Genomic DNA, 23,119 nt, shown 5'->3' on the forward strand with positions numbered 1-23,119 from the left:
AGATGACAACTATCATCATTAAGGACATCGCGCATGAAGACCCTTCCCAAAATTCTCGTGACAAGTGCCGCCGGAAAAACCGGCCTGCACGTCACCCTGCAGCTCCGCCAGCAAGACTACCCGGTGCGCGCCTTCGTACGCCGGAAGGATCATCGGTCAGAGGCGCTGGAACGGGCCGGTGCGGAGGTTTTCGTCGGCAATCAATATTCGCTAACCGATATGCGCACCGCGATGACAGGCGTCAGCCGCGCTTATCAATGCGCTCCGACGGCACCGAATGGCCTACACTTCAACGCCGTTTTCACGGCAGCGGCCTATGAGGCCAAGCTGGACCATGTCGTGACCCTCAGCCAGTGGCTCTCGAGTGCGGACCACCCGTCGCTGTTTACGCGGGAAGTATATCTTGGCGACATCCTGATCGGGATGCGTCCGGAAATGTCGGTCACCACCGTCAATCCCGGCTGGTTTGCGGACAATTATCTGATGGTTCTCGACATGGCCGCGCATCTGGGCCTCTTCACCATGCCGCTTGGTGCGGGGGATCAGAAGAAAAATGCACCGCCGTCGAACGAGGACATTGCTCGCGTTGTGGTGGCGGCCCTAACCGATCCCGCAAAACATGCCGGTCAAACTTACCGTCCGACAGGGCCCGAGCTGCTTTCTCCCAATGACATTGCCGCCGCCATGAGCCGCGCGCTGCGCCGCCGGGTACGCTACATGGACATTTCCGAACGGATGATGGTGAAGGCGCTCAAGGCTCTGCCGCCCTCCAATTACTCCGTTGCCGCCGTCACGCAGCTTGCCCTTTATGCAGCCGAATACCGGCGTGGCAGCTTTGCGGTGAACGCACCGACGGATCACGTTGCACGAATTGGCGGGCAGGAACCGGAGAGCTTTGAAGCGATTGTGCGCAAACATGCAGCCGGACAACCTGGGCTGGTGAAAAGACCCCTGGGAAGCCTGGGCGCCATGGCCCGCTTTGCCAAGATCCTGGCAACCCGGCCGTTTGATCTGAAGCGCGCCGAAGCGGAGAGGGATTACGTCCAGCTGTCCGCGCCGGTATTCGCACAAGACGACGCTTCCTGGCGGGCAACACACCAACCGGCATCCATCAGCCTCCCCGCGGCCCGCGTCGCCTGAACCACTTTGAACCGAAAAGGATTATCCCCCATGACCCCGCAATCAAAGCTCCTTAACCGCAACAAGGCGTTTGCCTCCAGTTTCGACAAGGCGGATCTGCCCATATTGCCGACACTGCAAACCCTCATCATCGCTTGCCTTGATGCCCGCACCGATCCGGCCCATCTCTTCGGGCTCGAGCTTGGAGACGCCGTCGTGATCCGGAATACCGGCGGGCGGGTAACCCGTGCTGTAATCGAGGAGGTCGCGACCCTGGCGGCTCTAGTTCGTGCGGCGACAAATGGCCAGGAGCCGAGGTTCAACATCATTCTCATGCAACACACGCAGTGCGGCGCGCAAAGGCTGGCGCAGCCGGAAATGCAGGCGATGATGAAAGAAAAGATGGGCATCGACGTTTCGGAATATGCGATCCGCGATCAACGGTCCGACTTGATGGGCGATATCGACCGGCTCTGCGCGGCTGCACAGGTGCCCGGCGGGATTTCTGTCTCGGCGACCCTTTATGATGTCGCAACAGGGCTGGTAGAGGAAATCGCCCCCGCAAAACCGCTTCAGGACTGGCGCGCCGAACGTGTCCCGACTTCCGCGCCAACAAGCGCCACTCTTTGAACCTCGCCTAAAACACCTATGACACGTTTCTGAATAGAGGCGGGCGCGCCGATGGCGCGCCCGCTGCAAAAACAGTTGGACTGACCGGACCGATCAGTAGGTCATCATCGGCGCAAGTTCCTTGGCCTGATCTACCCACTTTGTGACCTGGGTCTCGCTCGGTACCTGGCGCACGAGGCTCTTTTCGTCGTTCACTTCTTTCATTTTCGCGGCAAGGTTCGCGGCGTTGCGGTGCTTGAGTTCCTTAACGGTGTCCACACCGGCCGCTTCCAGAAGCTCGGAATACTCTTCACCGACACCGCTGATGCGCATCAGATCGGCCATGTTGGCCCATTTGAGGATGCGCTTGCCGTCAATGCCGGTTTCCTCTTCCAGCGCCTTGCGGCCCTTCGGGTCCTTTGCCCGCTCAAGATACGCTTCCGTTGTCTTGATGCCGATTTCGCCGAGTTTGGCCGCATATGTCGGGCCGATGCCCTCGATCTCATCGATGGAATAAGACATCCTCAATTCACTCCCGTTGCACCGGCGGCCGAACCCTGGGGCAGTTAGACGATCTGGCTCAGTCCCGGAATTTTCGCAATAACCTCATCAACAACGTCATCCCCGGCTTTTTCTTTAGCATAAGAGACGAGTTCTTTGACAAGCCCTTGTATTTCACCCATGCCGAGCCCGGCCTTGTTGAGCTCGTTGAGCGCGGCCATGGCGCCCATCGTGCCACCCATCATATTGCCAAGGCCGCCCAGAAGGCCTCCGCCACTGGTTCCTGCGCGCGCGGCCAGAAGGTCGGCAGCGCCCGGCAGAGCATCGAGCACCTGCTGCATTTTTTCTGCCGGTGCTTCCTTGTTCAAAAAGCCCAGGATGATCCCGAGACCATCCTCGGCCTGCTGCTGTTCAATGCCGGCTCTTGCCATGATGCGGCTGATCAGTTCTTGCATGTTGTCACGTCCTGAAGATTGCGCCGGAGGCCTCCGGCAAGTTTGAAGTTGCCACCCTATACAGGCTCGATGACAGCTTCGTCGACGGCATTTGGTCTAACACGCGCAATTTTCAAAAGACTGAGCTAGGTTACTGACGTAAGGGACGGATTCGGGGGACGAATGTGAGTAAGGACAGTCAGATTTTTGTTGGGTTCAGCGGCAAGGACGAAGCGCTTTCATTGAAACTGGCCAACCGCCACGGCCTGATCGCCGGGGCAACCGGAACCGGCAAAACCGTTTCGCTGCAGATCCTTGCAGAAGGATTTTCCAAAGCCGGAGTGCCGGTGTTCTGCTCCGATATCAAAGGGGATCTTTCGGGTCTCGCAGCAGCAGGCACCTCCAAGGATTTCCTGGAAAAACGCGCCAAAGAAGTCGGGATCGACAAGACCTACGACTATGAAGCAGTGCCGACGGCCTTTTGGGATCTGCTCGGTAAACAAGGCCACCCGATCCGGACCACCGTATCGGAAATCGGCCCCCTGCTCCTAGCCCGGCTTTTGGAGCTGAACGACACCCAGGAAGGTGTGCTCAATGTCCTGTTCGAGCTCGCCGATGACGAAGGCCTGCTGCTCCTCGATCTGAAGGATTTGAGGGCCATGCTGACCCATGTGGCCGAGCGGGCTTCCGAGCTTTCCACCGTCTATGGCAACGTCTCGAAATCCTCGATTGGTGCCATTCAGCGGCGACTGTTGGTTCTGGAGCGTCAGGGTGGCGAGCATTTCTTTGGTGAACCGGCGCTCGACATCCGCGACTTCATCCGCACGGCCCCGGACGGCCGCGGCATGGTGAATATCCTGGCTGCCGACAAGCTGATGACAGCGCCGCGGCTTTATGCCGTGTTCCTGCTTTGGCTGCTCTCTGAACTCTTTGAAGAACTCCCTGAAGTTGGAGATCCGGACAAGCCGAAACTCGTCTTCTTCTTCGACGAGGCGCATCTTTTGTTCAACGGCGCTCCCAAAGCGCTTCTGGAAAAAGTGGAACAGGTGGTACGCCTGATCCGCTCCAAGGGGGTCGGGGTCTATTTCGTTACACAGAACCCGTTGGACATCCCCGAGACTGTGCTGGCGCAGCTAGGCAACCGGATCCAGCATGCCCTGCGCGCGTTCACGCCACGCGATCAAAAGGCGGTGCGGGCGGCAGCCGAAACCTTCCGGCCCAACCCGGATCTCGATACAGAGCGTGTCATTACCGAACTTGGCGTCGGTGAAGCACTGGTCTCGACACTCGAAGGCAAAGGCATTCCCTCCATCGTTCAACGTACGCTGATCCGGCCGCCCTGTTCACAACTCGGGCCAATCACCCAGGCGGAACGAAGGACCTTAATCCAGTCCAGCCCCGTCTTCGGGCTCTATGAGCGTCAAAGAGATCGGGTATCTGCCTATGAAGTTCTGATGAACCGGGCCGAAGAGACCCAGCGGATGGAGCAAAGACAGGCGGAAAAGGACGATAAGTTCGCGGAAAAACACGGCGAACCGCGCCGCACGCGGTCGGGTTTTCAATTGCCGGATTTTGGGCGTGACGACCGTCCGCGTCGGCAGAGCCGCCAGCGGCGGACGCAGCGGCGCAGCCAGCGAGACACGGCTTTCGAAGCCGGTTTGAAGTCAGCTGCCCGAAGCTTCGGTACATCGCTTGGACGTGCCCTCGTGCGCGGTCTGATGGGATCATTGAAACGCGGCAATTGACCAGAACGGAGCAACGGCAATGGCGTCCCCGGAACTGCTGATCGAGCAGCGTGCCCTGAAGGTCGGGAAATGGTCGAACCTGTTTATGGCCTTTGCCGGCATCCTCGCATCCTGGCTGTCCCGCTCGGACGCCATGCTCGTGGATGGGCTTTATTCAGCCGTCAACTTCGTTTCGGCGATTGCTGCTGCACGGATTGGCGCACGCGTCGGTCTTCCCGCCACCCGCAGCCGCCCGTGGGGGCATGACTTCGATGAGGTGCTTTATGTTACCTTTCGCAGTCTCATTTTGATCGGCATCCTGGTCTTTGCAGGCTTTGTCTCAGGTACCAAGATCTGGACATTCTTCACTGGCGGCGACGTGCCAGAGTTGGTCTTCGGACCGATAGTCATCTACTCGGTCGTCATTGTCGCAATCTGTCTTGCCCTTGCCTTCAATTATCACCGCGCATACCGTAAGACCGGCCAGCGCAGCGCGGTGCTGAAAACCGAATCCCGGGCTGCCATCATTGACGGCGCCTTGAGCGTCGGCACTGGCGCTGCACTCCTGTCTCTACCCTTCTTGCAAGACACGCCGCTTGGACCTTATGTGCCGATTGGCGACGCGGTGATTGTGGTGCTGCTGATCCTGGTGATCATTTGGCAGCCACTCTCTTCATTCCGGTCCACACTGGCAGATCTGTCCGGCACCAGCGCGCCACGAAAGACTTACTCAAAGGTATCCCGCGTTGCCCGCGATCTTGCAAAAGAACATGGTTACAAGCTGCATCGGGTTGCGGTGCTGCAAGCCGGGCGCATGCATTATGCCGCCATCTACATTGATCCGCTGAAGCCCATCGAGGCCCATGACGTCGACCTTTTCAAGGATAAGGTATCAGGGCGGCTTGAAGATGTGGTCGGTCCAACCCGCGTGGAGGTGATGGTCACCGCCCGCAACGGTCTCAAGACTTCCCCAGCGGTGGCAAGCGCTTAAGGAAAACGCATTGCGCCCCGCCCGATCTTGTGGCCTTTTATGCCCTTCTCAAGGCCGCTTGTGAGCCGGCCTTTCACATCCTGTTTCATAATTTAAGGACATGTCATGAGTTCCATCGACAAGGTATTGGCGCGCATTGATGCCGACCTGGACAACAGTCTCGATCGCCTGTTTGAACTCCTCAAAATCAAGTCCATCTCCACCGACCCGGAATTCAAGGCCCCGTGCCGGGAAGCTGCCGAGTGGCTGGCGAAAGAATTGAACGACATCGGGATTGAGGCCTCCGTCCGCGATACGGAAGGCCATCCAATGGTCGTCGGACACCGCAAATCCGGAAAGCCTGGTCCGCATGTTCTGTTTTACGGCCACTACGATGTCCAGCCGGTCGATCCGCTGAACCTTTGGAACCGGGATCCGTTCGATCCGGCCATCGAAACCAAGGAAGACGGCACCAAGATCATCGTTGCGCGCGGCGCTGCGGATGACAAAGGCCAGCTGATGACCTTCGTGGAAGCGGCCCGCGCCTTCATCGCGGAAACCGGAGATCTGCCGGTCGATGTCTCCATCCTGTTCGAGGGCGAGGAAGAATCAGGCTCCCCGTCCCTGCATCCGTTCCTGGAAGCCAACAAGGACGAACTTTCCTGTGACATGGCGCTGGTGTGCGACACGGGCCAATGGGACGCTGATACTCCGGCGATTTCCGTCATGCTGCGCGGCATGGTCGGCGATGAAATCATCGTCAAGGCCGCCAGCCGCGACCTGCATTCCGGCTCCTATGGCGGATCGGCACAAAACCCGAACCACATCGTTGCCAACATCATTGCAGGACTTCATGATGAAAACGGCAAGATCACGTTGCCGGGCTTTTATGACGGCGTCATCGATATGCCGGAAGAAGTTACCGCGATGTGGGACAAGCTCGGCTTTGATGTCGAGGAGTTCCTCGGCGATGTCGGCCTGAAATACCCGCGCGGCGAAAACGACCGCACCCCACTGGAGCACCTGTGGACCCGCCCGACCTGTGAGGTCAACGGAATGTGGGGCGGCTACCAGGGCGCTGGCACGAAGACTGTCATTCCGGCCGAAGCCCATGCGAAATTCACATTCCGCCTGGTCGGCGATCAGGATCCGGAAAAGATCCAGGACGCGTTCCGCGCCTATGTCCGCTCCAAGATCCCGGCAGACTGTTCGGTCGAATTCATCTCCAAGGACGGCAGCCCGGCGCTCCGGCTCGACTTCGCGATGCCGGTTCTGGAGAAAGGCAAAAAGGCCTTGAAAGATGAGTGGGGCAAGGACGCAGCACTCACCGGCATGGGCGGCTCCATTCCGATCGTTGGTGATTTCAAGCGCATGCTCGGCATGGATTCCCTGCTGATCGGCTTCGGACTGGAGGACGACCAGATCCACTCGCCGAACGAAAAATACAACCTCAAGAGCTTCCACAAGGGCATCCGGTCCTGGGCGCGGGTTCTCGATGAGCTTGCGAAGGACTGAGATTGAGCTCAAGTCTCCGGCCGCCAAGAGGCGGCCGGATTTCCCAGTTCGGAGAAAACCATGAAATCGATTTGCGTGTTCTGCGGGTCAAGTTACGGCGCGCTGGAAGACTACAACGACGCGGCAAAAGCAACCGGTAAGGCCATTGCCGAAAAAGGCATGCGGCTGGTCTATGGCGGGGCGCGGGTCGGCTTGATGGGAAGCGTTGCCGATGCAGCTCTGGAAGCTGGCGGCGAGGTGATCGGCGTTCTTCCGCATTCGCTAAAGGAAAAGGAGATCGAGCACCAGGGTCTGACCGAACTGCACCTCGTCAAGTCCATGCACGAGCGCAAGGCCATGATGGCGGACCTGTCGGATGGCTTTATCGCCCTGCCCGGCGGGGTCGGTACGCTGGAAGAGATCTTTGAGGTCTGGACCTGGGGCCAGCTCGGTTATCATCAAAAACCCTGCGGATTTCTCAACATCAATGGCTATTACGACCACCTGATTGCCTTCCTCGATCATCAGACACAGGAAGGCTTTACCAAGCGAGAAATGCGGAACATGGCGCAGATTGCTGACGCGCCTGCCGACCTTATTGCGCTGTTTGAACGCTATTCCCCGCCATCGACACCCAAGTGGATCAAGAAGGACGAAACCTGAGATCACGAGCACGTCTGCCGGTTCGGATGATTGAGACAAAATGCCCTGTGAAGAGTGTTAAAACTGACGAGCGGATGGTTTCCTCGATCCCATTGGTGATGCTAAAACCCGCGTCGTGAAATTGCCTGTTCCCATGGCCGATGGAGTATCTTGTTTATGCGTTCGCCGATTGCTGCGTTCCTTCTGATTTCCGCTTTTCTGACCACAGCCTGTACGCCGTCTGCGGACCTTGCAGCCCCGGAAGCTGCGTTCCGGACATCCAATGTCACCCTGTTGCAAATCACCGAAGACCGGGTTGGCGGCATCACCGCAGAAACGGCTTATGCACCAAAAGCGATTGAGGCCTCCCTTCCCGGCTTTACCACCGAGGGCATTCAGACCGCCGTTGAAAACAACACAGAATGGGCATTGGCCGCATTCAACACTGACGGTTTTCAGGTCTTGCAGGTTTTCAAGGGACAGAATGGCAAGGTGCGCACCGTTCATGGTGTCACCCACCATTTGCAGGGCCCTAATGGCGAGCGCATTGGAATGACCTTCGCGGAGATCGGCACTGCGCGCGCTGATTGCCGCATTGGACGCAACTTGTGGCGGGGTATGGCAATCTGCGAGTCAACCGGCCATCCGAATGTCGAACTGGTCTACGCAATACCGGGATACACCGGTCCGTTCGACGTGCTGCCACCAGCCCAGGAACTCTTTGACGCGCAGTTGCAGCGCATCCTTTGGACACCAAAGACCTAGATTCGGACCCTAAACGAACTGGTTTGAGGAATGCCGGCGCCTTTGCGGCGAGCATTCCTCGTCCAAACGTTGCTGGTGACCTTTGCTGATTCTTGGCGTAAAGCCATGGTCCTATGACTCATAGGACCTTACCCGATCCAAGGCACCTTGCCGGACAATTGATATCAGGCAACCGGGCTGCGCTTGCTCGCGCAATCACGCTTGTTGAATCCAAAAAACCGGAGCATCGCAAGATCGCCCGGGAACTGGTGCAGGAAGTCCTGCCTCGGACCGGCAAGGCGCTTCGCGTCGGCATCACCGGCGTTCCAGGCGCCGGGAAATCGACCACGATCGACACCTTCGGGTCCAATCTCACGGCAGCCGGCCACAAAGTCGCGGTTCTGGCAGTCGATCCGTCGTCCACCCGCACTGGGGGCTCTATTCTCGGCGACAAGACCCGGATGGCCCGCCTTGCCGTCGACCGGAATGCCTTTATCCGGCCGTCGCCGTCGGCCGGCACTTTGGGCGGCGTTGCAGCCAAAACACGGGAGACGATGCTCCTGTGCGAAGCTGCCGGTTTCGATGTCATTCTCGTCGAAACCGTTGGCATCGGGCAATCGGAGACAACGGTTGCCGATATGGTCGATTTCTTTCTCGTACTCATGTTGCCAGGAGCTGGCGACGAGCTCCAAGGCATCAAGAAGGGTGTCCTGGAAATCGCCGATATGATCGCCGTCAACAAGGCCGATGGCGATGGCGCAACCCGGGCAAGAGCAGCAGCCTCGGATTACCGCGCAGCGCTGCATATTCTGGCTCCGAAAACACTGACTTGGAGCCCGCCTGTGATCACGATCTCCGGGCTTGCCAATGAAGGTCTGGACCATATGTGGGAGCAGATCACGATTTACCGCGAGCGCATGACCGCAAGCGGGGAATGGCAAAAACGCCGTGCAGACCAGCAAGTCTCGTGGATGTGGGATACACTGCAACAACGCCTGATGGAATCTCTGAAAACAAATCAGAAGACCGCCAACCGGCTGAAGACTTTGGAAGCAGATGTGCGCGACGGCACCACGGCGGTGTCCGTAGCCGTTGATGAATTATCCACCCTCATGGGCTTAAACGATTGATTTGATTTATGAAGAATACTCAAAAAACAATACTTGTAACCGGTTTCACCCCCTTTCCAGGGGCCCCTGTCAATCCGACGCAACTCCTTATGAAAAGGCTCCCGAAGCGGCTAGGTGTGCATCAGCACGGCGTCGCCTATCACTTTGAAGTCCTGCCGACGACATGGGAGGCCCGCTCAAGCGTTACGGATGCGCTGCGCCGGGAAGTCCAGCCAGATGCCATCGTGCATTTCGGCGTTGATGGCACCCGGAAGGATATCAACGTGGAGAACCGTGCGGTCAACAAGGCCATTCAAGTCCGGTTCGACAGCGACGGAAAAGGCCCCGGAAATCCGGAGCTCGACCCGAAGGGCGAACGTGCACGTACTGCAACTCTTCCCGCCGGACATCTGGCCACAGCGGCGCGGCAATCGGGAGCCTCAACAAAGGTGTCTCAAAATGCGGGGACGTACCTTTGCAATGCCACGCTGTGGGATTCCATCGGGTCCGGCATCCCGAGCATTTTCGTCCACGTTCCGCCGCTACCGCGGACGAGATGGGATCCACGCCCGTCCCTTGCCTTGGTTGAGAATGCTGCGGTTAGTCTGCTGCGGGAACTCGCCCGCCGTATGCGGTAATACCGACAATCAGGTTTTCGGCTTGCGTGACGCAATCCCGCGCCATTCGGCCAGCGAGACCGGCGCGTCCCAAAACACGCATTCCAAAGTAAAGCGCCAACAGGGCCCGCGCTGTTTCTCCGGCGCGGTGGCCCGCACGATCTGACGGGGTCAAATCATCTTCCAGGGCTTTTTGAAAGGCCGCTTCCAGCCTCATGGCCATAGCCTGCAACCTTTGTTCGATCTCCCCGCCTTGCGCTGCCTTGTCTGCCATGGCGTTACATAAAAAGCAGCCGAGCCGGTCGCCGTCTGTCTCGGCCATGTCCGCGATATTTGTCAGAAGGCTGAGGATGCGGTCCCGACCGGACCCGTTTTCGGGGTTACCCAAAAAAGCAACCGTCGAAGACACGACCTGTCGATCATAGCGGTCCAGCGTTGCCAGATAGACCGCGTGTTTGTCCTTGAACGCCTTATAGAACGATCCCCTGGTGATCTTCATGGTCTTCAGAAGACGGGCAAGAGAAGCTTCCTCATAGCCAAGGTCCCAGAACAGGCTCATGGCACTGTCCAGTGCTGCATCTGTCTCAAATTCCCTTGGTCTTGCCATCGGTTTGGTCAGCCTCCTTTAGCTGCCTTCCAAACATCGGCACCTTTCGGGCGGTTTGCAAGGATGATCGGGTACCGATCGCCAGGACACCATGGTATTTCAGGTGGGTGCTCTCAAGATCTCACAAACCGCTCACCGCTTCGTGCTTTGCAGATGATCACCCGAGTTCCCAATTTAGGTTCACCGGTGAGGGTAAATTTTTTTGATAAGTTTGGAACCATTTGGTTCCTTATTTTCGAAACGAACTCCCTTGCCGATTACCCTGTCTTTCCTTGGAGTTTATAAAACATGTTTGCTAATCTGATCCGCGGCACCGTTGCTGCTGCTGTTGTTGCCGGCACTCTCGTATCCAGCGCCTTCGCTGCAGGTGTTGATGTCAACGCAACCGTCACCGGCCTGGCCCTGCGCGGCGTTGACCCGGTGTCTTATTTCACCAACGGCGCTCCGAAAGATGGCAATTTCTCCATCACGTCGGTCCACAACGGTGCGACCTACCGGTTTACCTCTGAAGAAAACAAAAACCTTTTTGAGAAGAACCCTGAGAAGTATCTGCCGCAATATGGCGGGTTCTGTGCCTTCGGCACCGCGATGGGCGTGAAGGTAGATGGCGATCCGGACCTCTGGAAAATCGTTGATGGCAAGCTTTACCTGAACCTGTCCGAAAGCATCCAGGAGCGTTGGAACAAGGACACGGCCGGCTTCATCGAAAAAGGCGACGACAAGTGGACTGAAATCGAAAACGTCGATCCGTCCGAACTGTAATACCTAAAAAGCAAGAACCTCCGACAGGCGGAGATGGCCTCATCTCCGCCTTTCTCGTCCCTGCACTTCCCGGCCGGCCGATCAGCCTCTTCAGCTCAAGGCAGATGTCCTGCGGCTCAGTTCTCCCGCGTGCTCATGGAGAAAATGCCGAAGCGCCATGAACAATTCCTTCGCGTGGGCCTTGTCGCCGCGACCAAGGGCGTCACGAATGTCGTCCTCAATCATGCGCACAATCTTATCCGCGCCCTTTGGTTGATGCAGAAGATAAGCACCGAGTGCTGCCGCCGCGATTTCGCTGATATGTTCGTGTTCGGCAAGAGCCAGGATTTCAGCCTCGTCCAGATCGGACATGCCGATGCAGTCCTGAATGGTAATCATTATCGGATCCTCCACCCATAGCCGGCAAAGAATATCAAACCGCACAGAGTGCGTCAAAATCAGGAACATCACGCATTCGGCACACTGCTTGCTCTTTTGAACTCCAAAACAACTCGATTTTCCGTTTTGGAGCTGATCCGTGCCAAAAGACGCCAGAATATGCCCTAAGCCTGTCCTGACCAGCCGGCGGGCGTTCCTTGCTGGGACAGCTTTGTGTCTTTCCGGCACAGCTGCTGGAGCTTCAATGGATGTTGCGGATCTGCGCGGCTCGATCGATTCCGCTGACCTTGGTCTGATCCCCAACGCCACGAATGACCAGACCGCGCAGTTTCAAAATGCCGTCAACCGGGCAGTCGAACGCGGCCGGGCCCTGTTTCTGCCCGCAGGCACCTATCCAGTGGCAAACTTGCGTCTGCCGTCCGGTACACTGATTGTCGGTGTTCCGGGCCGGACGCGCCTTGTTTATCAGGGCGGCGGCGGCCAGCTCATCCGGGCAGAAGGGGTCAGCAACATCGGCCTTACCGGAATTACGTTTGATGGAGCGAACCGCTCCATCGGCGACTTCACGGACGGTCTCTTGCACTTCATTGGGGTCCGCAATCTGGCGATCGACGAATGCGAAGTCGCCGGGTCAACCAAATCCGGGCTCCTGCTCGACCGGTGCTCCGGCCGGGTCGAGAATTCCCGGATATCTGGGGCTGCCGAAGCCGGTATCCGCTCCAATGAGGCTACCGGCCTCTCGATCATCGGCAACACCGTAACGGACTGCGCCAATGGCGGTATATGGATCCATCGCTGGCAGGACGGTGAAGACGGCACCATCGTCTCCGGCAACCGTGTTGAACGGATCAGCGCTCGCTATGGCGGCACCGGTCAGTTCGGCAATGGCATCAACGTGTTTCGGGCTGCCGGTGTTGTTGTCTCCAACAACAGGGTGGCCGACTGTGCCTTTTCCGCGATCCGCTCCAATGCCGGATCCAACATTCAGATCATCGGAAACTCTTGTTTGCGGTCCGGTGAGACCGCCATTTACAGCGAATTTGGTTTCCAGGGCGCGGTGATAGCCAACAACATCGCGGACGGCGGCACCATTGGAATCTCCATTGCCAATTTCGCTGACGACGGGAGGCTTGCTGTTTGCTCCGGAAACCTAATCCGGAACATCAAAGACACAGGCCCCTATCCCCCCGATGTCGCCGGGTTTGGGATCGGGATTGCCGCCGAAGCCGATACGACGATAACCGGCAACGTCATTGAGGGCGTTCCGAAATACGGCATGCTGCTCGGCTGGGGCCCGTATATGCGGAACATCATTGCATCACAGAACGTCTTGCGGGACTGCAACATCGGGATTGCAGTAAGCGTTGCCGACGGCGCCGGGCCGGCGGTCATTACGAACAACATCGTTCAGGGCGCCAAGCAAGGCTCCATCAATGGGTTCCGCTGGCTTGAGCGGGCGACGGGTGAACTCAACGGCACGTCCGAATTCTCCAATTTGACGGTGCACAGCAATCAGATCTGGAGTTGAGTGGGCGCATAAAGGCGAGTTTCACGCAGGGGTTGGAGAGCCTTCACCCGTGGTTTTATCCTCCAGTGACGGCTCATACACCACCACACAATTTCGTCCGTTTGCCTTTGCGCGGTACATAGCCAAATCGGCCCGGCGCAGAACCATCGATAGTGCCCGGTCTTTTTCCAAAACCGGACTGATCCCGAAACTTGCTGTGTAGTTGAGTTTGTGACTGGACACCGACCTTTCCAAAAAGGCCTGACGCAGTTTCTCTGCAACATTCTGCCCGCCTGATACGGTGGTATTGGGCAAGAATACTGCAAACTCTTCCCCGCCAATCCGACCGAACAGATCGTAGTTGCGAACGAAGCCCATCGTCACCGCAGCACAATCCTTCAGGATCCGATCTCCAATTTGGTGCCCATAGGTGTCGTTCACTTCCTTGAAGTGATCCAGATCGAACATGATCACGCAGGCATCCTCGCCGCCGCGAATGGCGCGATTCAGTTCCTCGTTTCCACGTTTCAAGAAAACGCGCCGGTTTGGAGCACCCGTCAAAGCGTCCGTCGACGCCAGTTCTTCGGCTTTCCTCTTGGCCTCTTCCAGTTCGGCAGTCCGCTCACGGACTTTCTGGTCGAGCGTATCTTTGACATGTTCCAGATGCCGGACCTGCTGGCGAACCTGTTCGCGCGTTGCATGAAGGGTCAGGACCAGGACGCCAATCACACCCAGCAGAAGCTGCGTGTTGATCAGGGTGGTGTTCCTGTCGATGCCCTGCAAAGGCCCCTGGCCCAGCGCGGTCGGAACAATGATGCCACCAATCAAGAACAACAACGCGAAAGAGATATAGATCCGGCTGAGGCGCAGGGAGGCCCACATGAGCAAGACCGGCAAGACCGCGAGTTCGAAACTCTGCATAAGACCGCCGACATCGCTCCAAAACGCAATGTAAATGGCGGACAGGATCAAGAGGAAATTGGCGACTGTCTCGAAACCCGGCAACACGCGTTCTGTCTTGTCAGACAGATAAACAGCAAGCGCAAATGGTGTGATTGCCAAGACACCGATCGCATCGCCGGTAAACCAGGTCGCAAATGTATTGCCGTAGTTTTGCGCATCGATGAGACCGGCTGCCAACAGCCCCGACACGCCAATTAGCGCACTAACCGCCGCACCGCCTGCAACACCAATCACCAAAAAGGCGGACGCAGAAGAGACACTCTGGAACATTCGAAAGGGGCGGAAATAGCGATGCAACACGATGCTGCATCCGACCGATGCCAATACATCGCCAATGCCATTTGAGATGCCAGCGAGGAGCACCTGAACAGCCGAACCAAACGATGAAAAATCAGCATAAGCCCAGACGTTGCCCAGGAATGCACCCAAGATCACACCAGGCCAGATGTGCGACCCGCGCAGAAGCGCCCAAGTGAGCATCAAACCGGATGGCATCCAGACCGGGGTGACGTTGCCTGGAGGAATAGCAAGCGTCTGCCCCAACCGCGCAGTCAGGACATAAAGCCCTGCCACCAAGGCTATTTCACTGATCCGAAACCAAAAGGTCGGCACGCATATGTCTCCCCGGGACAAAGACCCCCACCGGTCCCCACCTGACGTAATCCCGAATACCTTTCAGTATTTTCGAATGCCAAAACCTTTCCATACGCAAAATCACGTATTTCACAGTCAATCGGAAATCCCGGGCCCCGATTGATCTAAACACCGGTTTCTCCAAAGCGGCAGACCCTGAGCAGCAGGATCTGCGCCTCGTTACATCTGACAGTAAACCAGCGTTAGGCTGCTTTGCTGGCGAATCGCAAGGACAGGCAGGACAAACCACCATCCACTTTGCGCGCCTCGTGCGTTGGAAGAACAACCGTCCTGAAACCAGCGGCTTCGATGGCTGCAAGGGTTTTGGGGTAGCCTTCCGGCACCAACACAACGTCGTTCACACGGATCACGTTGGCCGCATAGTCTTCGCCGTCCGGCACCACGACGACTTTCCGCTCACCGAAGAAACCGCTCTTCGCCATCACTTCAGTTGCCAGAATGACGCCCTCCCCGAGGGTCGAGCAGGCAGTCTTGAAGTGGAGCACACCTTCCGGCGTTTCACAGACCTCCGCGTTATAACCCCATTCTTTGAGGAGTTGTGCGAACGCGTCTGCACCTTCACGATTGGTGCGCGCAGAAAGCCCGATCAGGATCACATCGTCCAGCATCAGGATGTCGCCGCCATCAACGTAACCGCTACCCGGCAATTCAACGACCTTGTCGAAACGTGCATCAAGCGCTGCCCGAATTTCCTTGCCTTCGCCTTCACGGCTGACCGTGCCCGGGCGCAATTGGATCGCACCTTCAGGAAGACAGAAGGCGGGATCCTCAACAAAACAACTGTCCGGATAGGCTTCCAATTGAGGTAGTACGTCGACGGTCAGCCCTGCATCTTGCAATGCCTTGACGTAGAGCTCATGTTCTGCCCGAAACGCGTCACCGCTGGGATCACCTGTGTCCACAGCCCGCAACCCCTTCGCGACACTGTCTGCCGGCTTGCGGGTGATTGCATGAGTGAAACGATAGGACAGACCGGCGCGCGCCACCATTTTGGAACTCCAATGACAATAACAAACCAAGACCCAGCCATTCGCAGAGCAAATTTGCAAGACGTGAATGCGCTGAAACAGTGCATCGATCGTGCCTATGCACCGGTAAAGGCGAAGCTCAGAGACCTGCCCGATGTTTCCGCAGGGTTAGAATCCGAGATCACAGACAACGTGGTTTATGTGGCTGAAACCGACGAAAACATCATCGGATGTGCGGTCTTGGCGGTTGATGGCGAGACCGCTCAGCTCGTCAACATCGCAGTCGATCCGGAATATGGTGGACGCGGCGCCGGACGAAAACTCATCGACGTGATCGAAACCCACGCTCGGGACATGGGCGCTATAGAGATCCAGCTCGCAACGCATGTCGGAATGCCCGAAAATGTTGCACTTTACGCGCATCTCGGCTGGTCAGAGACCGGACGCTCAGGCAACAAGGTGCGGATGAGCAAACCAATCTAGGGCCGTGCACTTCCGCGTCAGTTGGCCGGCAAAGCCTCTTTGAGCATCTGAAGGAATTCGCTGCGCGGCCGGATCACACCTGCCTCCGCACCCCGGCGCGTCAGGACCGGCGGGTTGACCAGACCATCCAGGAGCTTTGCCTCGGCCTCATCAAGCTCCAGCATCACTTCGAGCACTGTTGCCATCATGACTTCGGCGGCCCGGGTCGCGCCGTCGTCGCACTTCAAGGCAACGCCATATCCAAGCTCGGGGATCGAAGCGCAGAACACGCCTTCCGCACCGGTCTTCACAAAGACACGCCCGCGGAAGCCTTCCATAACGTTGGTGCAGAAGCGATCCGCACCAGCAACCATGTAGGGCTCATTGATACAAGCGTCGAAAATACGTTGCGCTGCGTCCTGGCGGAGCGGCTCTAGCCCCTCGCCCGTCCCGAAGGCCGCAAATGCGCGGGCAAAGCTGTTCAGCGGTGACGCGTAGGTCGGGATTGAGCATCCGTCGGTGCCGCAAACGTCTTCCGAAACGACGTCGCCGGTCATTTGCTCCATCACGTTCCGGATTTCGCGTTGCACAGGGTGGGACGGCTCAACGTACCCTTTCGTTTCAACACCCATAACCTTGGCAAGGCCAAGAAAACCGGCGTGTTTTCCCGAGCAGTTGTTGTGCAGCCCGCAGGGTGTTTCATCGGCCAGAATGAGTTTTGCGGCGTCCTCCATCCGCTTTGGCCACTGGGGCCCACATTCCAAATCATCCTCGGTGAGACCCGCCTTCATCAGCATGACACGCGCGGAATTGGCGTGAACCTCCTCGCCATTGTGCGACGCGCAGGCAAGCGACAGTTCTGCGTCGCTGAGATCCAACGCCTCGGCGGCACCGGATTCCACCAGCGGAATGGCCTGCAGAGCCTTGATTGCAGAGCGCGGAAAGACGCGAGCCTCGAAATCACCAACACCGCACACCAACTTACCATCGGTATCAACAACCGCGACGCTGCCGCGATGCAGGCTTTCAGTCAGCTGGCCGCGGGTCACGTCCACAAGGGCAGGATTGGTCATCAAGGTCTCGTTTCGCTCGAACTGAATTGATTGAGATTTTATGCGGATTCGGCGCGCGCCGCAGTCAAAAAGCGCGATAGGCGTTCCAGGGCCTCATCGATCACCGCATCCTGCTTGCAGAAGCAAAAGCGGATGAAGCCGGTCGGCGCGTCCGAGCCGTAAAACGCAGACACAGGAACAGCAGCAACACCAGCCTCCTTCACAAGGACCTCACAGGCTTCGACATCATTGTCACCCAACCCGGTCCCTGTGATGCCGCAGGTCAGGAAGTAGGTCGCCGCACAGGGCAGCACCTCGAAGCCCAGCGCGGAGAGGCCTTTTGCCATGCGGTCCCGCTTTGCGCTCAAATCATCCGCAAGCCCCTGATAGTAGCTGTCATCCTTGCCGATCCCATAGGCCACGGCCTTTTGCAGGTTCGGCGGGGTGGTGAACGTGGTCCATTGGTGGGCCTTCGCGATCGGATCCAGCATAGACGCCGGGCCGGTAATGTAGCCGACTTTCCATCCTGTCAAAGAGAATGTCTTGCCCGCCGAGCCGATCCGGATCGTCCGCTCGCGCATGCCGTCAAACGTCATCAATGGCCGGTGCTTGTGGCCGTCAAACACCAGATGCTCGTAAACTTCATCGCAGATTGCATAGGCATCATGCTGTTTGCAGAGGTCTGCGATCAGACCAAGCTCGGCATCGGAGAAAACCTTGGCGGTCGGGTTCATCGGGTTGTTGATCAAAACGGCTTTGGTCTTGTCCGAGAACGCAGCTTTCAGAGCGTCTTCATCCAGATGCCAGTGCGGAGGGGTCACACGGACACGAACCGCGATGCCACCTGCGCGTTCCACCAGCGGAAGATAACAATCATAAAGTGGTTCGATCAAAACCACCTCGTCCCCCGGAGAGACAAGCGACATGATCGCATCTGACAGGGCCTCGGTTGCCCCTGATGTCACAAGCACTTCGGTCTGTGGATCGATCTCAAGGCCATAAAACCGTTTGTTGGCATCGGCAACCGCCTGCCGCAACTCCGCCAGCCCAAGCATGGGCGGATACTGGTTCGGCCCTTCCATCAAGGCTTTGGCGGCCGTCTCGCGAATGTCTTCCGGTCCATCGACGTCCGGAAAGCCTTGACCGAGATTGACGGCCCGATGTGCCATCGCAAGGCGCGACATGGTTTCAAAAACAGTGGTCTGAATGCCGGTGAAAACCGGATTGGTCGACTTCATGATATCCCCAATGTTTGCTTCGGCTTGTTTAGTCTGAATTGGCCGGACCGTCGAGGCCTTCATAGGCAAACCGAACACCGCGGATATTTGACAGCCTCGAGCCGTCCCCTTCAGATGGTTCTGAACGGAATCGGCGTGGGTCGGGCCCAAAACCGTGGCCCAACAGCTTGGGTCGGTTGCGTCAGGTTGTTGAGGTAGAAATGTTGAAGTTTGTCCACCGCCCTCTGATAGGCGCCCTCAAGTTTGCCGGGTTCACGGTTCTTGGCGGCATCGTCGCGGTCATCGCTGTTGCTGTCTTCTATTTGAACAGCCTGTCGGATCTGGAGCCCTGGCACACGGTCCACCTCGACGAGGATTATACGGCAGGCGGGGCCGTTAGCTCCTTTACCGACTACCTTGCCATGGAGGACCGCCTGTTTGGCGAACTCCAGAACGAGTTGATCTCCAGACTCAGTTTCGGCCCCAAGGATGAAGTCAATCGCTTCCAGCCTGACAGCGTTTCAAATCCGCTGACCTGGCCGCGGAATTGGAACCGGTCGTTTCTATTTGAAACCGAAAGCCCCACTGCCTCTGTCCTTTTGCTCCACGGAATGTCGGATTCCCCCTACAGCCTGCGAGAAATAGGGCAATCCTTGCACGAAGCCGGGGCCAACGTGCTCGGACTCCGCCTGCCGGGACATGGCACGGCCCCGGCCGGTCTTCTGGAAACCAAAGCTGAGGACATGATTTCCGCGACCGCGCTCGCTGCCAAACATCTGAAGGCGATGCAGCCGGACAAACCGCTTTTTGCCGTCGGCTACTCCAATGGCGGCGCCCTTTCGGTCGTGCACGCACTCCGGCAGTTGGAGGACCCGTCTCTTGCAAAGATCGACCGGATTATCCTCTTGTCCCCCGCAATCGGGGTCACACCGGCTGCGGCCTACGCGCCAATCGCCATTCAGCTCGGGCACATTCTGGGTGTCCAGCGTCTTGCCTGGAGTTCTCTCGGACCCGAATACGATCCTTACAAATACACGTCCTTTGCCATCAATGCCGGCTATGTCACCCACCAGCTGACGATGGAGATTAGATCGCGCATGGATGCGGCCACGGCGGATGGATTGGTTGCCGCTCTTCCACCAATCCTCGGCTTTTCATCCGCAGTCGATGCGACCGTGATCACCCGGGATATGATTTCAAATCTCTATGCCAAGCTGCCTGAAAACGGATCGGAACTGTTTTTGTTCGACACAAATCAGTTTCTCACAAGACGTCCGTTGCTCTCCGATGATGCGGCAGATTTTCTGGACCCGCTTGTGACTGACACAGCCCGCACCTACACCTTGCGCGTTATTACCAATGAAACGCCATCGGACCGAAAGACAGTCTTGAACACATATGTTCCAGGCACCAATGAACCGGCTGTACAACGCCTTGACCTCTCCTGGCCACCGGGCGTTTTCTCCCTTGCGCACATCTCGCTACCGTTCTCCGCGGAAGACCCGCTCTACGGAATAATCCCGCAGCCGGAGATTTCCAGGCTTCAATTGGGCGCACTTGCGCTGCGCGGAGAACGCGGGATTTCGGAAATTCCAGCCGGTGACATGCTGCGCATGCGGTGGAACCCGTTTCATTCTATCTTGATGTCGGAAACACAGAGATTTCTGGATCTCACTGTTCAACGGCGGGACTAGATGCGTTGGAAGCTAGCGCTCCATTGAATGTGTCACCAGGGTTCTGCCCTCTTTTAACTCCGCTAGAATCCACTCGATCCGCGGAACAAGCGCGCGATGGCGCCGATTTAGGTAGTGATAGAATTCGACTGAACGAAGCTGCTTTGATCCCTTGTAGATCCGCCCATTGCCAACGGTTTGCATGACGGTATCACCGGGATTTTCCGCAGCGATCACAATGTCCAACCGATCCAACTCCAGCATCTTGAACAGAATGTCAGGGCTCTCAACGGGCGTGACGTCCGGGAGTTTTGCGGTCATGCGCTGTGCAAACAGCGCACCATCGACATACCCGACCCGGTAGCGGCCCATCTCGTCCAGCGCTAGACCGGTCAATTGCGGATCATTTGTATAAGCATAGATGGGGAGGGAAATAACCGGGATCTCGACCCGGACAATCTCGGTAAAGTGGTGACCGACCTGCCGGATTCTCAGCAATTCACCATCCGCTGCGCCGCTTTCGACCTCTTGGATGGACCGGTTGGGTGTGAGGTAAAGCACGGAAAACTCTACACCAATCGCCGCGTAGACCTCACGGAGCAGCCTCAGTCCCTCCATATTGTGGCGCATCCCCTCAACGGCGGTGAACTTGAAATAGGTCTCCGACACAGCACGGTCTGGTAGCCCTATGGTCAGAGACAGTACTACACAGATGACCCATAGAAGTGTTTGCAAACAATCATTTCTTGTCACGCGCAGCTCCTCTCAAAGAGCCCTGAGGCGAACATTTAATACTATATCGCTTAAATTGCAGTATATGGCTTCTTCTACCTTGCGTAAATTTCCAATATCTCCCTGTCAGCCACCGGCAGGCTCGGCGCGCATTGAATTTTCATTTAACATTCCCTTCATGGGGCCCTCTTATGGTTTTCATCATTATGGGTCACAACCGGCAACTTCCGCCGGGCTCTCATACCGGAGGATAGATTATGCTTGGCGTTATCATCGGCTTGGTCGCCATCGTGCTGGGAGCCAGCGCCTTGCTCAGACGGGGAGGTCCGGCTGCTGGCAGTTCCCGGGTATCCAAGATCCTTACAGGGAAGCCAGTCGGCGTTTTTCTCGTGCTCATCGGCGGCTTCATGCTGATGTCGACGTCTTTCGTCTTCGTCGATGCAAACAGCGTTGGCCACCTCAAGCGCATCTATGCATTTAAAGAGCTGCCCGAAGGCCGGATCATCGCGCTTGAAGGCGAAAAAGGCCCGCAAGCCCAGATCCTCGGCCCCGGGTTTCATTTCATTCCGCTGGTCAGGGTCCTTTACGATTTTGAGGAATGGGATGTCGTCTCCATTCCGGAAGGATATTACGGTCAGCTGACAGCGCTCGACGGGGCGGCCATGCCCTCAGGCATGTTCATGGCGCCCGCAATCTCCGATTCAGAAGTCGGCGACATGCTCAAAGCCGAGAGTTTTCTGACAAAGGGGGGGCTTCGGGGGCCTCAGGAAACGGTTCTGAAGCCGGGCCAATACCGTTTGAACCGGTATCTCTTTGACCTACGGCTCGATGAAAACACGAATGCGACCATCATCCCGGCAGGGCATGTGGGTGTGGTCAAATCGAATGTCAGCCAACCCGGAATCAATTGTGTAGAGGAAGAAGTCTCAGCCTCAACAGCCTCGCGCGAAGCGTTGACCGTTCCGCTGGTTCCGCGCGGCTGCGTTGGAATCTGGAAAGAACCCCTCTTTCCAGGCGCCTATTATCTCAACCGTCAGGCCTATGAAGTCACGCTGGTCGATACGCGGGTGCAGACCTGGGAGTACAAGGGCGGATATACCAAACGCATCATCGACCTCTCCGTGGATCAACAGGGCAACATTCAGCAGAACGAGCGCTCCGTTCAGGAGCGCATTCCGGATGATGCAGCCGACCGGGCCGTCTACGTCAAAGTTGAAGGCTGGGATATTCCACTGGAACTCCGCGCGCTCGTCCAGGTTGACCCGACAAACGCGCCGGTCGTGGTTGGCTCGGTCGGCGGTTTGGGCGAGATCGAGAACCGGATTTTGACACCGGCAATCCGGTCGATCGTGCGCAACGTCGCGGGCGCCTCAATCCGGGTCCCGGACAAGAACGCTGATGGGACGCCGGTCGAACCGGCTCAGTTCACCGTGCGCCCAACACGCGTTTTGGACCTCATTGAAAACCGCGATGCGCTTGAGCAGACCATCGAGCAACAGATCAAGATCGAAGGCAACAAGGCCGGCGTGAACATCCGTGAAATCCGGCTCGGCGAACCCGCAATCCCGCCGGAACTTCTGGTTTCCCGTCTGCGGGTTCAATTGGCGGACCAGCTCTCGACCGCTTACGAGCGCGAAACGGACGCACAGCAAAAACGGATTGAGACCGAACAAGCCCGTTCAACGGCGGATGAACAGCCCCGTCTAGTGGAAGCCCAGATCGCTGTGCAGGTCGCCAACCAGCGCGAACAGGAACGTGCGGCCCTCGGGCGGGCGGAACGGCAATATCTGGAGGAACTGGCCCGCGGTCAGCGCGCCCAGGTTGACGTCCTCGGCCAGGATCGGGTTGCACTTTTACAGGCTCTGGAAAAGCTCCTGACATCGCTGGAACGCAAACCGGAGCTCGTCGGTCTCGTCGGCAAACTCGTGCCAAACACTGTTGTGGGTGGTGACGGTGCAGGCCTTGCTGGAGCAGCTGCTCTTCTGGGGGCCAGTATTGGTGGACAATCCTCTGCTGCGGGAACACCGCGAACACCTTCGCAATAGCGCCCTTTGGATTGGTGGCCAGGCGATGTTTGTTTGACACGTCCAAGGCTTGGCCTCCTGAACACACGTAGGAATGATGATCCTTGTTTGTTTCAAGACATCGACTTCGCCGCAACCGCCCCTATCATTGTCCAGT

The 23,119-nt window shown here is 57.5% G+C and carries 23 protein-coding genes; 14 read left to right on the forward strand and 9 right to left on the reverse strand.

The annotated features are described in order from the left end of the window. Positions 1-33 precede the first annotated feature (33 nt). On the forward strand, positions 34-1,140 hold the full coding sequence (locus tag AC0J4F_RS22660) for an NmrA family NAD(P)-binding protein (RefSeq protein ID WP_473024830.1): 1,107 nt from the start codon (positions 34-36) through the stop codon (positions 1,138-1,140). A 30-nt stretch (positions 1,141-1,170) separates the two neighbouring features. Next, positions 1,171-1,749 (forward strand): carbonic anhydrase, encoded by a 579-nt coding sequence (locus AC0J4F_RS22665; protein WP_473024831.1) that lies wholly within the window; start codon positions 1,171-1,173, stop codon positions 1,747-1,749. Between the two features lie 93 nt (positions 1,750-1,842). Here AC0J4F_RS22665 and AC0J4F_RS22670 read toward each other — a convergent pair whose 3' ends face one another. Next, positions 1,843-2,250: a DUF4332 domain-containing protein gene (locus tag AC0J4F_RS22670; protein WP_133952956.1), complete on the reverse strand. Its 408-nt coding sequence runs from the start codon at positions 2,248-2,250 to the stop codon at positions 1,843-1,845. Between the two features lie 44 nt (positions 2,251-2,294). After that, entirely contained in the window at positions 2,295-2,684 is a 390-nt protein-coding gene (locus tag AC0J4F_RS22675; protein WP_133952957.1) for a DUF2780 domain-containing protein, read from the reverse strand. 164 nt (positions 2,685-2,848) lie between these two features. Between AC0J4F_RS22675 and AC0J4F_RS22680 the strand changes: the two genes are divergently transcribed. The 7 genes from AC0J4F_RS22680 to AC0J4F_RS22710 all read left to right on the forward strand — a co-directional run bounded on the left by AC0J4F_RS22680 (position 2,849) and on the right by AC0J4F_RS22710 (position 9,984). Next, positions 2,849-4,408, forward strand: coding sequence for a helicase HerA-like domain-containing protein (locus AC0J4F_RS22680; protein ID WP_473024832.1), 1,560 nt, complete (start codon positions 2,849-2,851; stop codon positions 4,406-4,408). Between the two features lie 19 nt (positions 4,409-4,427). Next, on the forward strand, positions 4,428-5,378 hold the full coding sequence (locus AC0J4F_RS22685) for a cation efflux transmembrane domain-containing protein (RefSeq protein WP_473024833.1): 951 nt from the start codon (positions 4,428-4,430) through the stop codon (positions 5,376-5,378). A 105-nt stretch (positions 5,379-5,483) separates the two neighbouring features. Further along, on the forward strand, positions 5,484-6,872 hold the full coding sequence (locus tag AC0J4F_RS22690) for a dipeptidase (protein ID WP_420338358.1): 1,389 nt from the start codon (positions 5,484-5,486) through the stop codon (positions 6,870-6,872). A gap of 60 nt (positions 6,873-6,932) precedes the next feature. Next, a complete protein-coding gene (locus AC0J4F_RS22695; protein WP_473024834.1) occupies positions 6,933-7,514 on the forward strand; it encodes an LOG family protein in 582 nt (193 codons plus the stop codon). 156 nt (positions 7,515-7,670) lie between these two features. Further along, positions 7,671-8,258: a DUF1131 family protein gene (locus AC0J4F_RS22700; RefSeq protein WP_133952962.1), complete on the forward strand. Its 588-nt coding sequence runs from the start codon at positions 7,671-7,673 to the stop codon at positions 8,256-8,258. Positions 8,259-8,371: 113 nt separating this feature from the next. Continuing rightward, complete coding sequence (gene meaB / locus AC0J4F_RS22705) at positions 8,372-9,367, forward strand: methylmalonyl Co-A mutase-associated GTPase MeaB (protein ID WP_133952963.1); 996 nt, start codon at positions 8,372-8,374, stop codon at positions 9,365-9,367. Between the two features lie 8 nt (positions 9,368-9,375). After that, on the forward strand, positions 9,376-9,984 hold the full coding sequence (locus tag AC0J4F_RS22710; RefSeq protein WP_473024835.1) for a pyroglutamyl-peptidase I: 609 nt from the start codon (positions 9,376-9,378) through the stop codon (positions 9,982-9,984). On the opposite strand, the gene AC0J4F_RS22715 is transcribed toward AC0J4F_RS22710, so the two are convergent. Further along, entirely contained in the window at positions 9,947-10,570 is a 624-nt protein-coding gene (locus tag AC0J4F_RS22715) for a TetR/AcrR family transcriptional regulator (RefSeq protein WP_133952965.1), read from the reverse strand. The genes AC0J4F_RS22710 and AC0J4F_RS22715 overlap by 38 nt on opposite strands. 288 nt (positions 10,571-10,858) lie before the next feature. Between AC0J4F_RS22715 and AC0J4F_RS22720 the strand changes: the two genes are divergently transcribed. Then, on the forward strand, positions 10,859-11,332 hold the full coding sequence (locus AC0J4F_RS22720) for a YHS domain-containing (seleno)protein (RefSeq protein ID WP_473024836.1): 474 nt from the start codon (positions 10,859-10,861) through the stop codon (positions 11,330-11,332). Positions 11,333-11,422: 90 nt separating this feature from the next. Here AC0J4F_RS22720 and AC0J4F_RS22725 read toward each other — a convergent pair whose 3' ends face one another. Then, on the reverse strand, positions 11,423-11,710 hold the full coding sequence (locus AC0J4F_RS22725) for a hypothetical protein (RefSeq protein WP_473024837.1): 288 nt from the start codon (positions 11,708-11,710) through the stop codon (positions 11,423-11,425). A 175-nt stretch (positions 11,711-11,885) separates the two neighbouring features. Here AC0J4F_RS22725 and AC0J4F_RS22730 point away from each other — a divergent pair, with 175 nt between their 5' ends. After that, positions 11,886-13,238: a TIGR03808 family TAT-translocated repetitive protein gene (locus tag AC0J4F_RS22730; RefSeq protein WP_133953069.1), complete on the forward strand. Its 1,353-nt coding sequence runs from the start codon at positions 11,886-11,888 to the stop codon at positions 13,236-13,238. Positions 13,239-13,259: 21 nt separating this feature from the next. On the opposite strand, the gene AC0J4F_RS22735 is transcribed toward AC0J4F_RS22730, so the two are convergent. Next, positions 13,260-14,792: a diguanylate cyclase gene (locus AC0J4F_RS22735; RefSeq protein ID WP_133952968.1), complete on the reverse strand. Its 1,533-nt coding sequence runs from the start codon at positions 14,790-14,792 to the stop codon at positions 13,260-13,262. A 224-nt stretch (positions 14,793-15,016) separates the two neighbouring features. After that, positions 15,017-15,823 (reverse strand): arginine deiminase-related protein, encoded by an 807-nt coding sequence (locus tag AC0J4F_RS22740; RefSeq protein ID WP_133952969.1) that lies wholly within the window; start codon positions 15,821-15,823, stop codon positions 15,017-15,019. Between the two features lie 12 nt (positions 15,824-15,835). Here AC0J4F_RS22740 and AC0J4F_RS22745 point away from each other — a divergent pair, with 12 nt between their 5' ends. Continuing rightward, positions 15,836-16,285, forward strand: a complete 450-nt coding sequence (locus AC0J4F_RS22745; protein ID WP_133952970.1) for a GNAT family N-acetyltransferase — start codon at positions 15,836-15,838, stop codon at positions 16,283-16,285. A gap of 17 nt (positions 16,286-16,302) precedes the next feature. Here AC0J4F_RS22745 and AC0J4F_RS22750 read toward each other — a convergent pair whose 3' ends face one another. Together AC0J4F_RS22750 and AC0J4F_RS22755 are read right to left on the reverse strand one after the other, a co-directional pair. Beyond that, positions 16,303-17,337 (reverse strand): asparaginase, encoded by a 1,035-nt coding sequence (locus AC0J4F_RS22750; protein WP_133952971.1) that lies wholly within the window; start codon positions 17,335-17,337, stop codon positions 16,303-16,305. Between the two features lie 38 nt (positions 17,338-17,375). Further along, the gene (locus AC0J4F_RS22755) at positions 17,376-18,554 is read right to left on the reverse strand and encodes an aminotransferase (RefSeq protein ID WP_133952972.1); all 1,179 of its coding nucleotides are present in this window, start codon (positions 18,552-18,554) and stop codon (positions 17,376-17,378) included. Between the two features lie 200 nt (positions 18,555-18,754). Here AC0J4F_RS22755 and AC0J4F_RS22760 point away from each other — a divergent pair, with 200 nt between their 5' ends. After that, positions 18,755-20,227 (forward strand): alpha/beta hydrolase, encoded by a 1,473-nt coding sequence (locus AC0J4F_RS22760; protein WP_473024838.1) that lies wholly within the window; start codon positions 18,755-18,757, stop codon positions 20,225-20,227. A 12-nt stretch (positions 20,228-20,239) separates the two neighbouring features. On the opposite strand, the gene AC0J4F_RS22765 is transcribed toward AC0J4F_RS22760, so the two are convergent. After that, on the reverse strand, positions 20,240-20,959 hold the full coding sequence (locus tag AC0J4F_RS22765) for a type 2 periplasmic-binding domain-containing protein (RefSeq protein ID WP_133952974.1): 720 nt from the start codon (positions 20,957-20,959) through the stop codon (positions 20,240-20,242). A 236-nt stretch (positions 20,960-21,195) separates the two neighbouring features. Here AC0J4F_RS22765 and AC0J4F_RS22770 point away from each other — a divergent pair, with 236 nt between their 5' ends. Further along, the gene (locus AC0J4F_RS22770; RefSeq protein WP_133952975.1) at positions 21,196-22,983 is read left to right on the forward strand and encodes an SPFH domain-containing protein; all 1,788 of its coding nucleotides are present in this window, start codon (positions 21,196-21,198) and stop codon (positions 22,981-22,983) included. The last annotated feature ends 136 nt before the right edge of the window (positions 22,984-23,119 follow it).

The sequence above is a fragment of the Roseibium sp. R5 genome, assembly GCF_055755305.1.

Coding starts and splice junctions, on each gene's coding strand:
- AC0J4F_RS22760 (WP_473024838.1), top strand. CDS start 18,755: ATGTTGAAGTTTGTCCACCGCCCTCTGATAGGCGCCCTCAAGTTTGCC.
- AC0J4F_RS22720 (WP_473024836.1), top strand. CDS start 10,859: ATGTTTGCTAATCTGATCCGCGGCACCGTTGCTGCTGCTGTTGTTGCC.
- AC0J4F_RS22750 (WP_133952971.1), bottom strand. CDS start 17,337: ATGACCAATCCTGCCCTTGTGGACGTGACCCGCGGCCAGCTGACTGAA.
- AC0J4F_RS22690 (WP_420338358.1), top strand. CDS start 5,484: ATGAGTTCCATCGACAAGGTATTGGCGCGCATTGATGCCGACCTGGAC.
- AC0J4F_RS22770 (WP_133952975.1), top strand. CDS start 21,196: ATGCTTGGCGTTATCATCGGCTTGGTCGCCATCGTGCTGGGAGCCAGC.
- AC0J4F_RS22715 (WP_133952965.1), bottom strand. CDS start 10,570: ATGGCAAGACCAAGGGAATTTGAGACAGATGCAGCACTGGACAGTGCC.
- AC0J4F_RS22685 (WP_473024833.1), top strand. CDS start 4,428: ATGGCGTCCCCGGAACTGCTGATCGAGCAGCGTGCCCTGAAGGTCGGG.
- AC0J4F_RS22665 (WP_473024831.1), top strand. CDS start 1,171: ATGACCCCGCAATCAAAGCTCCTTAACCGCAACAAGGCGTTTGCCTCC.
- AC0J4F_RS22670 (WP_133952956.1), bottom strand. CDS start 2,250: ATGTCTTATTCCATCGATGAGATCGAGGGCATCGGCCCGACATATGCG.
- AC0J4F_RS22740 (WP_133952969.1), bottom strand. CDS start 15,823: ATGGTGGCGCGCGCCGGTCTGTCCTATCGTTTCACTCATGCAATCACC.
- AC0J4F_RS22755 (WP_133952972.1), bottom strand. CDS start 18,554: ATGAAGTCGACCAATCCGGTTTTCACCGGCATTCAGACCACTGTTTTT.
- AC0J4F_RS22710 (WP_473024835.1), top strand. CDS start 9,376: ATGAAGAATACTCAAAAAACAATACTTGTAACCGGTTTCACCCCCTTT.
- AC0J4F_RS22725 (WP_473024837.1), bottom strand. CDS start 11,710: ATGATTACCATTCAGGACTGCATCGGCATGTCCGATCTGGACGAGGCT.
- AC0J4F_RS22660 (WP_473024830.1), top strand. CDS start 34: ATGAAGACCCTTCCCAAAATTCTCGTGACAAGTGCCGCCGGAAAAACC.
- AC0J4F_RS22745 (WP_133952970.1), top strand. CDS start 15,836: ATGACAATAACAAACCAAGACCCAGCCATTCGCAGAGCAAATTTGCAA.
- meaB (WP_133952963.1), top strand. CDS start 8,372: ATGACTCATAGGACCTTACCCGATCCAAGGCACCTTGCCGGACAATTG.
- AC0J4F_RS22675 (WP_133952957.1), bottom strand. CDS start 2,684: ATGCAAGAACTGATCAGCCGCATCATGGCAAGAGCCGGCATTGAACAG.
- AC0J4F_RS22700 (WP_133952962.1), top strand. CDS start 7,671: ATGCGTTCGCCGATTGCTGCGTTCCTTCTGATTTCCGCTTTTCTGACC.
- AC0J4F_RS22695 (WP_473024834.1), top strand. CDS start 6,933: ATGAAATCGATTTGCGTGTTCTGCGGGTCAAGTTACGGCGCGCTGGAA.